The 15,793-nt window shown below is 39.4% G+C and carries 17 protein-coding genes; 10 read left to right on the top strand and 7 right to left on the bottom strand.

Translation table 11 applies throughout. The features are described from left to right. Positions 1-67 precede the first annotated feature (67 nt). From AA650_RS22905 to AA650_RS22885, 5 genes are all read right to left on the bottom strand, one after another. Positions 68-271, bottom strand: coding sequence for a hypothetical protein (locus AA650_RS22905; protein WP_053540801.1), 204 nt, complete (start codon positions 269-271; stop codon positions 68-70). 16 nt (positions 272-287) lie between these two features. Then, the gene (locus AA650_RS22900) at positions 288-1,547 is read right to left on the bottom strand and encodes a nif11-class peptide radical SAM maturase 3 (protein WP_053540800.1); all 1,260 of its coding nucleotides are present in this window, start codon (positions 1,545-1,547) and stop codon (positions 288-290) included. A gap of 68 nt (positions 1,548-1,615) precedes the next feature. Continuing rightward, positions 1,616-1,960, bottom strand: coding sequence for a Nif11-like leader peptide family natural product precursor (locus tag AA650_RS22895; protein WP_053540799.1), 345 nt, complete (start codon positions 1,958-1,960; stop codon positions 1,616-1,618). Positions 1,961-2,120: 160 nt separating this feature from the next. Beyond that, the gene (locus AA650_RS22890) at positions 2,121-2,555 is read right to left on the bottom strand and encodes a hypothetical protein (protein ID WP_015078325.1); all 435 of its coding nucleotides are present in this window, start codon (positions 2,553-2,555) and stop codon (positions 2,121-2,123) included. Between the two features lie 27 nt (positions 2,556-2,582). After that, positions 2,583-2,828 (bottom strand): hypothetical protein, encoded by a 246-nt coding sequence (locus tag AA650_RS22885; RefSeq protein WP_234413246.1) that lies wholly within the window; start codon positions 2,826-2,828, stop codon positions 2,583-2,585. 756 nt (positions 2,829-3,584) lie between these two features. On the opposite strand from AA650_RS22885, the gene AA650_RS22880 reads away from it, so the two are divergent. From AA650_RS22880 to AA650_RS22835, 10 genes are all read left to right on the top strand, one after another. Next, on the top strand, positions 3,585-5,600 hold the full coding sequence (locus AA650_RS22880) for a glycoside hydrolase family 10 protein (protein WP_053540797.1): 2,016 nt from the start codon (positions 3,585-3,587) through the stop codon (positions 5,598-5,600). A gap of 356 nt (positions 5,601-5,956) precedes the next feature. Further along, positions 5,957-6,469, top strand: coding sequence for an N-6 DNA methylase (locus AA650_RS22875; protein WP_053540796.1), 513 nt, complete (start codon positions 5,957-5,959; stop codon positions 6,467-6,469). Between the two features lie 11 nt (positions 6,470-6,480). Then, complete coding sequence (locus AA650_RS22870; RefSeq protein WP_053540795.1) at positions 6,481-6,681, top strand: hypothetical protein; 201 nt, start codon at positions 6,481-6,483, stop codon at positions 6,679-6,681. A 264-nt stretch (positions 6,682-6,945) separates the two neighbouring features. Beyond that, positions 6,946-7,356 carry a DEAD/DEAH box helicase family protein gene (locus AA650_RS28370; RefSeq protein WP_053540794.1) on the top strand — a complete coding sequence of 137 codons (411 nt, stop codon included), beginning with the start codon at positions 6,946-6,948 and terminating at the stop codon, positions 7,354-7,356. After that, positions 7,353-8,396 (top strand): type I restriction endonuclease subunit R, EcoR124 family, encoded by a 1,044-nt coding sequence (locus AA650_RS22860; RefSeq protein ID WP_199924326.1) that lies wholly within the window; start codon positions 7,353-7,355, stop codon positions 8,394-8,396. The genes AA650_RS28370 and AA650_RS22860 overlap by 4 nt, the downstream gene beginning before the upstream one ends. A gap of 163 nt (positions 8,397-8,559) precedes the next feature. Beyond that, the gene (locus AA650_RS22855; protein WP_053540792.1) at positions 8,560-9,276 is read left to right on the top strand and encodes a 2Fe-2S iron-sulfur cluster-binding protein; all 717 of its coding nucleotides are present in this window, start codon (positions 8,560-8,562) and stop codon (positions 9,274-9,276) included. After that, a complete protein-coding gene (locus AA650_RS22850; RefSeq protein WP_053540791.1) occupies positions 9,276-10,271 on the top strand; it encodes an FAD binding domain-containing protein in 996 nt (331 codons plus the stop codon). Before AA650_RS22855 ends, AA650_RS22850 begins: the two co-directional genes overlap by 1 nt. Beyond that, positions 10,268-12,397, top strand: coding sequence for a xanthine dehydrogenase family protein molybdopterin-binding subunit (locus tag AA650_RS22845; RefSeq protein WP_053540790.1), 2,130 nt, complete (start codon positions 10,268-10,270; stop codon positions 12,395-12,397). Before AA650_RS22850 ends, AA650_RS22845 begins: the two co-directional genes overlap by 4 nt. A gap of 344 nt (positions 12,398-12,741) precedes the next feature. Beyond that, positions 12,742-13,893 (top strand): XdhC family protein, encoded by a 1,152-nt coding sequence (locus AA650_RS22840; protein ID WP_053540789.1) that lies wholly within the window; start codon positions 12,742-12,744, stop codon positions 13,891-13,893. Continuing rightward, entirely contained in the window at positions 13,890-14,519 is a 630-nt protein-coding gene (locus AA650_RS22835) for a nucleotidyltransferase family protein (RefSeq protein ID WP_053540788.1), read from the top strand. The genes AA650_RS22840 and AA650_RS22835 overlap by 4 nt, the downstream gene beginning before the upstream one ends. On the opposite strand, the gene AA650_RS22830 is transcribed toward AA650_RS22835, so the two are convergent. Together AA650_RS22830 and AA650_RS22825 are read right to left on the bottom strand one after the other, a co-directional pair. Continuing rightward, entirely contained in the window at positions 14,490-14,981 is a 492-nt protein-coding gene (locus tag AA650_RS22830; protein WP_053540787.1) for a GNAT family N-acetyltransferase, read from the bottom strand. The genes AA650_RS22835 and AA650_RS22830 overlap by 30 nt on opposite strands. An 81-nt stretch (positions 14,982-15,062) precedes the next feature. Next, positions 15,063-15,782, bottom strand: coding sequence for a class I SAM-dependent methyltransferase (locus tag AA650_RS22825; RefSeq protein ID WP_053540786.1), 720 nt, complete (start codon positions 15,780-15,782; stop codon positions 15,063-15,065). Between the last annotated feature and the right edge of the window lie 11 nt (positions 15,783-15,793).

Here is a 15,793-nt window from a genome sequence, read left to right as displayed (position 1 = left end):
TTATAGAAATAAACCTGAAAATCTCAAGATTCAGGTTTGTGGTAAAATTAAGGTGCTGTAAATTTAATCAGTTTTCACTCCTGACAATACCCGCTTCTTTCTCAATTCGGTCTAAGGCTCTTTTAGCCCTAAAAATAAGTCGCAAATAAGTAATCTGATTATCCCAACTCAAACGAGGTAATAAAGGTTGTAAAATATCTGAATCAGTTTCAGATTTTACGAAGGTATTTGAATCTTCTAAAGTGATAGAATCGGCGGAAATATTGTTCATGATTCTCAACAGAATTTTAGTGGGAATTAACTAAAGATTTGCCTAACTCTGCTTCTTTTTCCCACTCTTTTGGCCATTGAATTAACTCAGCAGTAAAATGGAGTGGGTCATTTTCTATCCAAGGGGTATTAATAGATTCCTCAATTAGTGCAAATTCGCCATTATCAAAGGGATTTCCATTAGCTTGACGTTGGATAAAAACACGCTCTCTGATACCATTTTTTTCTTGAGTTAATGCACGATGATGACAGTAAGGATTATTACCTCTTTTATCAAAGAAAACATGGGCTGTCCAACTACAACCACCACGACAAAGTTCCGCAAATTCACAAGTTTTGCAGAAACCCCATAGGTGTTCTGTTCCCTTGGGAGTACCAGCACCAAGATTAAATCTCAGTTCCTCTGTTTCTTCAATAATTGTTCGCAGTGAATGGTCGCGGATATTACCTCCTGTATAAGCTGTTGTCGGTAAAGATGGGCAACCTTTGATAGCACCGTCCGCTTCAATACCTAAAGCCGAGAGTCCGGCGCTACATCCCTGCCAAAATGACCACGCATCCCCCCCGCGCAATAATCGCTCATAGGGTCCGTAGTAGCCAATATTATTTCCCGGTTGCACCTGTACACCTTCCTGCTTGGCTCGTTTTGCAACACGAGCAATCATTGGATATACATCCAAAAGTTCATAAGGTTGTAATAAAATCTCGCTATTATCCGCTGCATTCCCCATAGGTACGGTTAATTGAATTTGCCAAGCGAAAATACCCGCGTCGCGGAGATGTTCGTAAATTTGGGGAAATTCTGGGGCTGAGAGCCGATTAATTTGAGTATTACAACCAAAGGGAATACCCGCTTCTTTGAGGTTACTCATGGTCTGAAATGCCCATTTCCATGAGCCTTGTTTACCCCGAATTCGGTCATGGGTAGCTTCTAAACCATCAACGGACACAGAAACTACTTGAATCCCTGCTGCTTTCATGCGGTGGGCTGTCTCTAAGGTGATACCATAACCCCCGGTGGTCATACCACAAATCATACCAGCTTTAGTGATTGCTTGGGCAATTTCTAACCAATCGGGACGAAGAAATGCTTCACCTCCAATAATAGTAACTTCTGTAATTCCTACTTCGGCCATTTGCTGGACTAAGTTAAGAGCTTCTGCTGTAGAAAGTTCATTTGTCCTGGTATGTCCAGCGCGAGAACCACAATGTTGACAAGCTAGATTACATTTAAGGGTAGTTTCCCACACTGCATAGCTAATTCGGCGATAAGTCATGGAAATATCCTCAATCAATTTTGTGAGTAAAGGATGGATAAATTGGCTTTTTATCCATCCCTAAAAACTTAATTTTTCAGTTCAAAAATGTCACCTATAACAACTCCATATATCTGATGTACAGGTGGCCATACAACTCCATATAATGGTCGAATTCTTGAAGTTATTCCAGTTATTCCACCAAAAACGGCTGCTAATTCTTTTTCACCTAAATCTTGAATTTCATCTTCAGAATTAGCTGATTCTAAAAGTTGATAAGTATATTCTTCGTATTCTTCTAAAGTGAAATCAAAGCCCGCTTCTTTAACTATTCGGCTACACTCTTCTTTATTCTCAGCAGCTTTGATTTGATCACGGAAAGCTTCATTATCTGCCAGATGTTTGTAGAAAGATTTGACATTTTCTAAAGACATATTTTTCTCCTTTCAGATATTGGTAAAATTCCCTAATTCAGATATTAAATTCATATCTTACACCTGCTCAAAAAGGGTAGGCAGAAAATCCCCATACTAGCTAATAATCAGCTTTTTAGGATCTTATTTTTCCCATCAGATTATGGTGCAAAATATTAAGTTAACAAGCGGTTGGTGTGGCTACTTGAATTGACAATTCAGAAGCATTGTAATTATCCGTAATTACTTGCGGACAACGCATACAAGCCGCCTTCCCTTCCTGTTGCCACCAACGACAATCACGACGTATAGAACAGGGAGGTAATTCCTCTCCTACTGTCGGTAAATTTTCGACAATTCGTGTAGCTAAACCACAATTTTTCCCATCAAAATGTTGACAACCATTTGTGGCACAAGTTGAAGCTGTACGAAACACTTCCGCTGGTGTCACAGGACTAACTTTAGCTATTAGTTCATCTGTGATAGGTTGAGGCTGTTTCAGATAAGCTACACGAGGTTCTGCTACTGTTCCACCAATGATACCGAAAACAAAACTTTCCCCTGGTTCTGGTCTAGCACTAGGGCAGAGTGTAGTTTTTTCAGCAATTTCCTTCATCCATTTAGCCTCCAAATAAGAGGATTTTTATACCAAACGAACATCAACATCAGTTAGACGTGGGATTTTTCCTGTTATAATAGGATCACGGATGATTATTCCGAACCAAATGGGTTTGATGAGTCTCGCACCGCTTGTGGTAAGAGCTATACCACCAGAAACGTTTTTAGCTTCTTCGTTAGATACAGATGCTAAAGCTTCGTCACGACGCGCTACTGCATTATTAACAGCACTATCAATTAGGTCATTGATTTCAAGACGATGATTATTCATGTTAATTTGCCTCAGAGGTCTGTAGGTGAATTAATTTATTAGGGTTGTTATTCTTTATTGCCCCATTACATCCTATTCAAAATAAAAACCTCTGTCTAGAGATTTAGACAAAATAAAAGTGACATAATTGAAACAATTATGTCACTTTCAATAGCTTGATTATAACAGCATTTTCCGCACAAATATCCGTAAATTTGCCCTTTTAGGTTGAAAATATCACTAAAAAACAGACAATTACGGACTAAAAATAGCCAAAAAAAGGGACATAATTGCTGCAATTTTGTCACTTTTGCCTATTAACTTAAATACAAACAGATCCCCGACTTCTTTAAGAAGTCGGGGATCTATATTAATCGAGGCTGATTTAATGTATTCTTTTGCCAACCCACCTACGTATATTTTAAAATTTCAAAAAGGCGATTAATTTAATTGCAACCAATTTAAGAATGACGCACTGTAAAAATTAGCGTTGCGGAAGGAAGGTTAATTTTTAGATATAGAAACTTGCAAATTATATATCTTGACAATAACATAAAATTTCCAGATGTCAATACCCTAGTAAAATCGTTAGCTCATTGATTCTATTCTCAATAATCTTGAGAATTAACCGAGCATATTCTCAATAAACATAGAAATGTGATTTTTTTGCAAAAGAGAGATTTAAAAAACTTATCTGTCTGACTGCATTGCTAGAAAATTAGCAGCTATGACTTAAAAATTGCTAGATTAACAGAAGATGTAACTATCTCCTTAAATATGGTATCTACTCCCATAACATTCTCCGATATTCAAAATCATTGGTCCCGACCATTTATAGAAGCTTTAGCAGCACGGCGAATTATCAGCGGTTATCCTGATGGAACTTGTCGCCCCAATAACCCTGTAACTCGCGCTGAATTTGCTGCCATTATCGCTTCAGTTTTTTCCCAACCAGTTAAACGTGCATATATCCCTTTTGGAGATGTTCCTGATACACATTGGGCGATAAATGCGATTAAGAAAGTTTATGAAAGTGGATTTTTAACAGGTTATCCGAACAAGCTGTTTGGGGTAGATGAAAGTATTGCTAAGGGTGATGCTTTAGTCGCAATGGTCAATGGTTTGGGAATTGCTGGTCAAGTTGACCTGGATTTAGTGAGTAAACTGGCAGAAATTTATCAAGATGGATCTTTAATTCCTTACTATGGAATTAATCAAATAGGTTTGGCGACCCGTGCTGGTTGGGTGGTGAATTATCCCAACGTCAAAATACTAAATTATAAAACAGCCGCTACTCGTGCAGATGTGGCAGTGATGGTTTATCAGGCTTTAGTGTATTTGGGAAAAGCGGAAAAAATTCCTTCTGATTATATTGTTGTTCCCCCAACCATACCTAAACCGACAACCTCCAATACTGTTAAAGTAAATCATCGGCGAGAATTTCGAGGTGCTTGGGTTGCGACTGTGTGGAATAGTGATTGGCCTTCTAAGCCAGGACTGTCTGTGGAACAGCAAAAAGCGGAATTGGTGGCGATTATTAAACAGTTACAAGCTTTGAATTTCAACGCTTTAGTTTTGCAAGTCAGACCGGAAGGTGATGCTGTATATGCTTCTGAGTTAGAACCTTGGAGTGCTTGGATTACGGGAACCCAGGGAAAAGCACCAAGTCCATTTTATGATCCTTTGGAATTTGCGATCGCCCAATGTCATCAACGCAATATTGAATTACACGCCTGGTTTAACCCTTACCGCGCTAGAGCTAACAGTCAAGTTCCTAACGTTCGTCCCCACATTGCCGTGACAAATCCCGAAGTTGTTTATCAATGGGGTAGTCAACTATGGATGGACCCCGGTGCAAAAATCGTTCAAGACAGAGCATACAACGTCATTATTGATGTTGTCCGCCGTTATGATTTAGATGCGATTCATTTAGATGATTATTTTTACCCCTACCCCATATCTGGTAAACCTTTTCCCGATGATAAAACCTACGGAGCTTATAAAGCCAGTGGCGGTAAACTGAGTTTAGAAGATTGGCGACGGGAAAACGTCAATCAAATGGTATTGCGACTTTCCCAAGGAATCAAAGCCACCAAACCTCATGTGAAATTTGGAATTAGTCCTTTTGGTATTTATCGTTCTGGAGAACCTGCGGGAATTGTCGGGTTAGATGCCTATAATGTTCTCTATGCAGATTCTAAAAAATGGTTACAGCAAGGCTGGATAGATTATATTGCTCCTCAACTTTACTGGCGGACTGACCAAACTAAACAAGGTTATCAAACTTTGCTGAAATGGTGGACAGAAATTAATACCAAACAGCGTCATGTCTATGCAGGTAACAATCTCGGACAATTAGATGGGAAGGAATGGAAAAACAGCGAAATTGCCAAGCAGATTCAGATTTCTCGGAATTTAGCAGGTAATTTATCCTTGGGTAATATCTTTTTCAGCATGACTGGCATTCAAGAAAATCGTCAAGGCATTGCTGACCAATTTAAAACCGATTATCCCACACCTGCCTTAGTTCCCACTATGTCATGGCAAAGTTCCATCACGCCACCACCTCCCAAAAACCTCAAGTTTATGGATGGAAAATTAAATTGGGAAGCAGGAGGTAATCAACCTGTGCGTTCTTGGACTCTATATTCGCAAAATAACAATAATTGGATAATTCAACGCATTTTATCCGCTGGTACTACCTTTGCGACAGTTCCACCGGGAACTTATGCAGTCTGTGCTGTGGATAGATTAGGGAATGAAAGTGCAGGTGTGATGATTACTGTAACTTGACTCCTAACCCTAACGAAAAGACTTTTATGTCAATCAAATTTATTTTGACAGGTAAATGAGCGATCGCTCACAAAAATCTCAATTAGATTGTTTGTAGTGGTAACATTATCGTGGTCTCAAAAGGAACTTAACCCTTTGAATACCTCATAACTTATACTCAACACGGCTTAATTACTTGATTTTATGGGTAGGGGTTTAGCAGTGCTAAACCCCTACAAATCTGCGGTTTTCGTGATTTTACAAAAGTCCATGTCTCAACCGTTTTTAGTATAAAAACTAAACTGAACAACTAAATTTATCACCTATGTCAGAAGAGCAACGTCGTCAGCTACAGCAGCAACTTTGGAAGATAGCCGATGATTTACGCGGTATTGCCTCATGGGGTGTTATTTCGGGGCGCTGCGGAGGGACATATTCGCCAATATGTGATTGAGCAGATGAATTATTTGGATGCGGTGATTGGTTTACCTGCAAATATTTTTTATGGTACGAGTATTCCCACTTGCGTTTTAGTGTTGAAGAAATGTCGAAGAAGTCCTGACGATATTTTGTTTATTGATGGGAGTCAGCATTTTGATAAGGTAAAGACGCAAAATATTCTCCGTCCTGAGCATATTCAGAAGATTGTCGCAACTTATCAGGCTCGCAATCATGAGGATAAATATAGCTATGTGGCGACTATTGAGGAGATTAAAAACAATGATTACAACTTAAATATTCCCCGTTATGTTGATACTTTTGAAGCTGAGGACGCGATTGATTTAGATGCTATTTCTGGTCAACTCCAAGCCATTGAGGAACAAAGTCAAGTCACGGATGCTAAAATTAAATTATTCTGTGCGGAATTAGGGATTAAACCGCCGTTTTAAGGGAGGATTTTATGCAAGTTAAAATTGAGTTACCTGATGAGTTGGGTAAACAACTTTTGGAAATGCCTGATATGCAGCTATTAGTACAGAAAGCTGTGGAAAAAATCTTGTTGGAGGAGCAAAGAAAACGAGCCACCCATGATTTATTAGTTAAACAGAGAGAATTGTTACCAGAAACTAGCAATGATGAAATTTTGCCAATTACGCGATAGCGAAGCGCTGCTGCAAGCAGTTCGCTAATTGGTATATTGAAAGGTTCTAATGTTGATGTAGACAACTATAGCAATCTGATTTGATTTATGTAGGGGTTTCATTGGTGTGAACTTAACGTAAAACCTTTAACCCGTCTGGGAATGAATTCCCAGTCTCATAGCAAAAGTCATCTAAAGATGACTAAATAACCTGAAAATTTTTTAGTAAACTTTAGTTTACTTTGGTTATTAGCCCTGAAATTCATTTCTGGGCGGATATCGCAGGTGTTACAATCTAAATTTGGTAGTTTAATTAATAATTTCCAAGAATTTTTATTAGAACTTGAGCTTTATTACAGTTTGGGGTGGAGAATAGATATGAGTGTGCCTAAGTTGAGATTTAAAGAGTTTAAAGGGGAATGGGAAGTCAAAAAGTTGGAGGAATTATTATTATTTAAAAACGGAATTAACGCCACCAAAGAACAATATGGAAAAGGCGTAAAATTTATTAATGTCATGGATATTATCAATAATGATTTTATTACTTATAAAGTTGTATTTGTAGTTGACCGTAAAGACCTAGATTACCAAACTGCCAAAGAATTTAATGAATTTGCCAAAGGTAGCGTAGACAGTACCACTAATACCAAGAACCTGATTAAACAACTAAATGACAGGATATTTCCCAGCGTGTGAAAAACGGCGAAATTGACATTCTGCTGGTGGTGAATATGTTCTTAACAGGGTTTGATAGTCCTAGATTAAATACCCTATATGTTGATAAAAATCTCCAGTTTCACGGACTGATTCAAGCCTTTTCTCGCACTAATCGGATTCTCAACGATAAAAAATCTCAGGGCAATATTGTTTGTTTTCGGAATCTTAAAAAAGCCACTGATGAAGCGATCGCCCTATTCTCAAATAAGGATGCTCAAGACACAGTAATAGTCCAGCCTTATGAGGACTATGTAACCCAATTCAACCAAGCCGCCAGCGAGCTATTAGCCATCACTCCGACGATCAAAAGTGTAGATACCTTACCCGATGAAGAAGCCCAATTAACCTTCGTTACTAAATTTCGGGAACTACTCCGCCTTAAAAATGTTCTGACTACCTTCGCTGACTTTGAAGAAACCGATCTAAGTCTGGAAGCGCAAAACTTTGAAGACTATAAAAGTAAATATCTCGATATCCATGAAAAAGTAAAAAGAGAACGCACCAGCGAAAGAACTTCGATTCTTGATGATGTAGACTTTGAACTGAGTTTAATTCATCGAGATGAGATTAATGTGGCGTATATTCTCGATTTGTTGAGAAGGATGAGCAAAACAGATCCAGCCGCAACTCAAAAACTCCAAAAAGAAATCCTTGATATTATGGCAGGTGAAGTCCAATTACGCAACAAACGCGCCTTAATTGAAGTATTCATCGCCAATAATCTGTCGCAACTCCAGCCCGATGAAAATGTGATGAATGCCTTTGAAGAATACTGGATAACCGAAAAAGCAAAAGCCTTTACCGAACTTTGTACCACCGAAAATATTGAACATGAAGAGTTATCAAAGCTAATAAATAACTATGCCTTTGCTAACCGTTTACCAAGAGAACAAGAAATAGTCAGTTCACTAAATTTTAAGCCCAAAATTTTAGAACGGAAAAAAACTATTGAGCGCGTTTCCGAAAAAATCCAGTTATTTATTGATACATTTATCGAAGGTATGGGTGGAACTGTTTAGATTTTGAGATTCTCTACCTTTTAGAGGATGTTTGTGGAAGTGACAGTATTAATTCATTCCATAAACGTAAAATTTCCCCCTTGAGTGCGATCTCTTTTGACTCTGCGTTCCTACATCATGACTCCTGCTATATCATCAGTAATATTGTTATCAATTCCCAATTATGGAACAATCTAACCAGAAACCAGGGAAAACATCCCGACGTGGGTTTCTCGGACAAGCATTCACCGCAGCCGGGGCGGCTATTACTGTTCCTGCATTGCTGAATCAAGAAAGTGCAGCCAAAGAAACTACTCTAGGAGGCAACGGCGAGATGAATATAACACTCAATGTTAATGGTGAGCAACGCCCCCTCAGTATTGAGCCGCGTGTGACTCTCCTGGATGCCCTGCGGGAACGTTTAGGATTAGTTGGTAGTAAAAAAGGCTGTGATCATGGACAGTGCGGCGCGTGTACTGTGCTGATTGATGGTGAACGAGTATATTCTTGTCTTTCTTTGGCAGTCATGCAGGAAGGCAAAAAAATTGTCACCATTGAAGGACTAGCCAGCGGTGATAGTCTCCACCCCATGCAAATAGCCTTTATTGACAACGATGGCTTTCAGTGTGGTTACTGTACACCAGGGCAAATTTGCGCTTCTGTGGCACTACTGGAGGAAGTTAAACGCGGTTGTGCTAGTGCAGTCACCTCCGATTTACAAGCTCCTCCCCAATTAGCTCAACTCTCGACAGCGGAAATTAAAGAACGATTAAGTGGGAATCTTTGTCGGTGCAGTGCTTATAACGGAATTGTCGCCGCAGTTCAACAAGCAATTGGCCAAAAACCTCCTTCGCCAATGGCGAATATCATTACCAGTGAATCCCAGGGAGTGCCAGTATAATGAATAACTTTACTTATATTCGCGCTACCACGGTAAAAGATGCCGTCAACCGAGCCGTTGCTGACCAAAATGCTATGTTTATTGGTGGCGGTACAAATTTAGTTGATCGTCTCAAAGCCTTTGTGGACGAGCCATCACAACTAATTGACATCTCCCGCCTACAGATGCAGAAGATCGAAAAAATGGCTAATGGTAGTCTGCGGTTAGGGGCGTTGGTGACAAATACGGCTGTAGCTGATCATACTGATATTCGCCGTGATTACCCGATGTTAACTAGGGCAATTCTGTCTGGTGCATCTCAACAAATTCGCAATATGGCCACAGTCGGTGGTAATCTCTTACAAAAAACTCGTTGCCCTTATTATTACGATACTGCTTTTGCTTGTAATAAACGTGAGCCAGGAACTGGATGCCCAGCAGCAACGGGGATAAATCGAATGCACGCAATACTCGCTGCAAGTGATCAATGTGTCGCAGTTCATCCTTCTGATATGTGTGTGGCATTGGCGGCTTTAGATGCGGTGGTAGAAGTCGAAGGACCTCAAGGTAAAAGACAAATTCCCTTTGGAGATTTCCATCGCTTGCCAGGAAATACACCAGAAAAAGATAGTAATTTACAGCCAGGAGAATTAATTACTTCTGTGATTTTACCACCTTTAGCTTTTGCGAAATCAGGAGTTTATTTAAAACTGCGCGATCGCACTTCCTATTCTTTTGCTTTAATATCTGTAGCGGCTGCTTTAGAAATTGCTGGGGAAAAAATCAAAGATGCTCGTTTAGCAATGGGTGGAGTTGCCCATAAACCTTGGCAAGCAGTAGAGGCAGAAAAGTTTTTAATTGGTAAACCAGCAGATATTTCCACATTTACCCAAGCGGCAAATATCGCTTTACAGGGAGCAAAACCTTTAGCTCATAACGGTTATAAAATTGAACTAACAAAACGGGCAATTCGTCGCGCTCTCACGGTTTCGGCTCAAGGAGGAGGTATAGCATGAATAAAATAACTACAACCAATATTAACCGTAAAGATGGACAGGCAAAAGTAACAGGTACAGCCACCTATGCCGCCGAACATCAAATACCAAATTTAGTTCATGGTTATTTAATAACTGCTAGTATTGCCAGTGGAAAAATAAAAAGTGTCAACACCCAAACAGCAGCAAAATATCCCGGTGTAATTGCCATTTTCACCCATAAAAATGCCCCCAAAATTTCTAAGCCTAGCAATAATTTTGTCAATTCTAAAATTTACGAAGCGCGACTACCTTTAGCAGATGACACAATTCATTATGCCGGGCAAATTATCGGTTTAGTAGTAGCAGAAACCTTTGAACAAGCAAAGGCAGCAGCACATTTAGTTAAAGTTGAATATACTAGCCAAAAACCAATTTTAGATCCCCAAAAAGTTACCTTAAAAAATGCTCCCTCCATGTTTGGGGAAGACTTGAAATTTGCCAAGGGTAGTTTTGCTACTGGTAATTCAACGGATGCAATGGCAGGTGCAGCAGCGAAAATTACCGCTACCTACAAAACAGCGACGGAACTCCACGCACCCATGGAACCTCATGCCATTATCGCCCAGTGGCAAAATTCCAACTCCCTGACAGTCTATGAACCGACTCAGTGGGTAGGGGGTAGCCAACGCACATATTCAGAATTATTTGGACTTGCTCCAGAACAGGTAAGAATTATTACGCCATTTTTAGGCGGAGGATTTGGTTCTAAAGCCTTTCCCTGGCCACACGCTATTCTCTGTGCAGCAGCAGCGCGAAAACTTCAGCGTCCGGTGAAAGTGGTTCTCAGTCGGCGACAAATGACAGCAAATGCGGGACACCGTTCGCAAACTGAGCAAACTATTAGTTTAGCTGCTAAAACTGATGGTAGTTTGCAGGGAATTGAACATACAGCAAAATCTTATACTTCCCCTGTAGATGTTTTTGCTGAACCCTGTACAGGTATTACCCCGGCAATGTATGCTACTCCGAATCTGCGAACTTTGCAACAAATGGGAGTCATGAATATTGGTACACCTACCTTTATGCGAGCGCCTGGAGAAAATCCCGGTTTGTATGCTTTAGAGTCCGCAATGGATGAATTAGCCTGGGAATTGGGCATAGACCCCGTAGAATTACGGTTAAAGAACGAAACAAAAGAACATCAAAGCCGGGGTTTACCTTTCTCTGCAAAACATTTTGCGGAATGCTTACAGGTGGGTGCAAAACAATTTGGTTGGGAAAATCGAACTCAAAAACCCCGTTCCCTAACCCGCGACGGTAAACTCATCGGTTGGGGTATGGCTGCTTCCACTTTTCCCGGTTTAAGAAGTTCAGCTTCGGTAAAAGTCAGGTTATTAGCAGATGGTACTGTTCATGTTCTCACCAGTGGTAATGATATGGGTACGGGTGCTTATACCATTGTTGCCAGTACGGCGGCCAATGCTTTAAGGCTACCAGTGGAAAAGGTGCGGGTGGAATTGGGTGATTCTTTATTCCCTAACGGTGGTATGGCTGGTGGTTCGCAAATGACGGCAAGTCTTATACCAGCAGTGATGACGGCCTGTGAGGAAGTGCTGAAAACTGCCCAAGCGAAAACTGCCCAAGAGGCGTTTACAAGTCTGCGTCAGTCCCAACGGGCTGCTTTTGAAGCGACGGGTTCTTCTGCACCAGGTGAGGAAGGTAAAAAATGGGCTTTCCAGTCCTGGGGCGCACATTTTTGCGAAATCAGCCTAGATGAAGAAATCGGCCGCTTACAGGTGACGCGGTGGGTGTCTGTGATGAATATTGGCAAGGTGATGAATGCTAAAACTGCCGCTTCTCAAGTGCGGGGGGCTGTAATTATGGGGATTGGTCACGCTTTAATGGAGGATTGCCAGTTTGATCCGAATATCGGTTATCCGGTGGTTTATGATTTGGCTACCTATCATTACCCAACTCATGCAGATATTCCCCGCATTGAAGTTTCTTTTGTGGGTGAACCTGATCTGAATTTTAATTCTGCTGGGGTGCGTGGTGTGGGTGAAATTGGCATTACGGGTGTTTCACCAGCGATCGCTAATGCTGTTTATCATGCTACGGGTAAACGGATTCGTGAGTTACCAATTACGCCGGATAAGTTGATTTAGCTGTGTGTTTTGCCTCTGTGTGGGAATCAATTTCTTTTTTTCTCACGCAGAGGCGCAGAGTCGCAGAGAGAGCTTTAGGATTTTTGGCGTTGCTGATTAAGGGTATGAATTTTAGTCTCACGCAAAGGCGCAAAGACGCAAAGGTAAGATTTTTAAAGGTTCAATTTGGAAATTTCATACCTCGATTCAGCAACGCCGGATTTTTGTTTGATTTGTGGTTTTGAGGATGAGGTGATTACGAAGGTCAACTAGGCTTTTACAAGCCCTCACTTACCCGAAGGGAAGTGATGGGTGGTTGACGTAATTTATTAAACCAGGTTCCCAAATGAGGATACTGCAAAAATATGAAAGAGATAAATTCTATTATTACAGCATTTTTAGACAGTCAAGACAATAGTGAACCAGTTTTTCTCGCAACTGTTGTCAATGTTCAAGGTTCTAGCTATCGTCAACCGGGAGCGCGAATGTTGATCACGTCAACAGGTAAAATGGTGGGAACTATCAGTGGTGGTTGTCTGGAAAATGATGTATTTCAACATACTCGCTTAATCACAGATGGTCAGCCAAAACTGGTTACTTATGACACCAATGCTGATGAAGATATTATTTGGGGATTTGGTTTGGGTTGTAATGGTGTGGTAGATGTTTTGATTGAGTGTCTTTATCAAGATGATTCACTTAATCCATTAACTTTTATTCATCAATGTTTTAACAATCAAAAACCAGGAATTATTGCCACTATTTTTAGTGTTGAGGGTAATATTAATGTCCAGTTAGGAGCGCGATTAATTCTCAATTCTGACGGGAATATAAATACTAACATTGCTGAATCTAGTTTAACTCAATCCTTAATTAAAGATGTTAAATCGGCATTAAAAAATCAATATTCAAGTTTTCATAAATATCAACTTTTATCAGGTGAAGTTAATGTTTTTATTGAATTCATTCAGCCTCCCCCACACCTAATTATTTTTGGTGCAGGTCGTGATGCTGTACCAGTTGCAGAGTTTGCTAAAGCTTTAGGTTGGCAAGTTACTATTATTGATTGTCGGGCTATTGAAGCAACCAAAGAACGTTTTATGATGGCTAATAACGTGATTCTAACTCATCGGGAAATTGTTCATCAACATATATCTATCAAAGAAAATACTATTGCTGTGGTCATGAATCATAATTATTTTGATGATTTAGAAATTTTGAAATTGCTAATACCATCTAATTTGAAATATTTAGGTTGTTTAGGATCAAAACAGCGAACTGCAAGATTATTAAATGATTTACTAACTGAAGGAATAGAACAAACACCAGAACTATTACAAAAGTTATATACTCCTGTGGGTTTAGATATTGGTGCAGATACACCAGAAACAATAGCATTATCTATAATTACAGAAATTCAAGCTATACTTAAAAGTCGTAATGGTGGTTTTTTAAAAGATCGCAATGAACCAATTTACTCTCGAAATCAGATGCAAGAAATTAAAATTGAACAATGACTAAATCAAATATTGCTATAATTATTTTAGCCGCAGGGGCATCAACTCGCATGGGTAGACCGAAACAACTCTTACCCTATCAAGGAAGTAGCTTACTAAGGCATACAATTGAAAATGCAGTTGCTTCGGTGTGCAAACCTATAGTAGTAGTATTGGGAGCAAATGCAGAAAATATCCGTTCTCAAATTAGCGAATCTGATATTAAAATAGTTGAAAATCCAGATTGGCATTTAGGAATGAGTTCTTCAATTCGTCGAGGAATTTCATCAATTATCACTGATTATAAAAATATAAATGCAGTAGTTATTACTGTTTGTGACCAGCCGTTTCTTTCGGCTGAAATTATCAATAATTTAGTCTCAAAATACCATAATACAAAGAAACCTATTATTGCTTGTGAATATGCAAATACATTAGGTGTACCCGTTTTATTTAATCAGAGTTTTTTTTCAGAATTAGCAAATTTAAGTGAAGATATAGGCGCAAAGAAATTAATTAGAAACCACCATAATGAAGTTTTTAGTATTCCCTTTCCTTTGGGGGCAATTGATATTGATACACCTAATGATTATCAACAAATTGAGCATAATTCATGCCTACATCACCCGCAAACCCAAAATCATTAAATCCCGTTCCACTCCGTCTAAATCAGCAATTTTCGGTAAATTTCCCCAAGCTTGAAAACCAAACCAAGCAAATAACTTTAAACTGGGTTGATTGTGCGCGAAAATAAAACTCACTAAAGTCTTTAAACCTAAGTTAGGACTTTCCTGAATGGCTTTTTCTAAAAGTTGTTTTCCTAAACCACGTCCTTGAAAATCTGGGGAAATATAAATACTAATTTCCGCTGTGGCATAGTAAGCTGGTCTACCGTAGAATGATTGAAAACTCAACCATCCAGCAATTACACCCTCCGTTTCCATTACCCACAGGGGGAACTTTGAGGGGACTCGTCCTTGAAACCAAGCCAAACGACTTTCCACAGACACAGGTACTAAATCAGCAGTAGCCATGCGGCTAGGAACAGCAGCGTTGTAAATGGCGACAATGGCGGGTAAATCAGATTCTAGGGCATGGCGGATCATCATTGCGGCTATTTGGGCAAAATTCTTGATAAAATCTTTCCAAATAATACAGCGTTAAGAGGCCATTTATTCGATAATTTTATCTTAAAACCGGACTTTGTACAACTCGAATAATTCTCCTAATTGTCTTTTAGCTATTTTAGCACCTCCAGCTTTTATGGTTTTTTCCCACTCTGTAGCAGTTTCGAGAAACACCTCTGCACCCAAATAAGTTTCTAACACAGCCCAATCTTCTGCTAAAGGCTGTTCTGAATTAAGAATATCAAATACAAAGTGTCCCCCTGGTTTTAATACTCGTTTGACTTCGACTAAAACGGCTTGCCAATATTCTAGGGGAAAATAACAACTAAAGCCTGTGGCAATTATTAAATCAAATTGATCTTCAGGATAATTTAAATGGTGGGATGGTCCTAGTTCTACACCTTTGAATAATTTTGAATTTAATTGTGAACCACGAGAGTTCAGACCATCTCTTGCGATATTACTAATTTCTTGCCCATAAAAGAATGCTTGCCAATCTCTCCAAGGATAGATTAAAAAGCTGACACCACAACCAATATCTAAACAATGTTCGTTTTTTTGAGGTTGAGCAATTTCCCAAAATGGTGAAACTATTCTTTCACTTAATCTACCATTTTTCCATTCTTTATATATTGGCATTTCTTGAACTTCGTCGGGTAATTCAAATTTCTGATTTTGATATTGACGATTAAAGCGATATGCTATTTGTGCTATTCTCTCTTGCCATTTGTCTGTGGAATAGGTTTTATTTTTATAAGAATTAGCGGGTGGATTTTTAGACATTAATTACTTTG

The organism is Anabaena sp. WA102, assembly GCF_001277295.1.
In the GTDB taxonomy this organism is placed as follows: domain Bacteria; phylum Cyanobacteriota; class Cyanobacteriia; order Cyanobacteriales; family Nostocaceae; genus Dolichospermum; species Dolichospermum heterosporum.
Note: the sequence above shows the minus strand (reverse complement) of the source record. Positions and strands in the feature narration are given on the sequence as shown.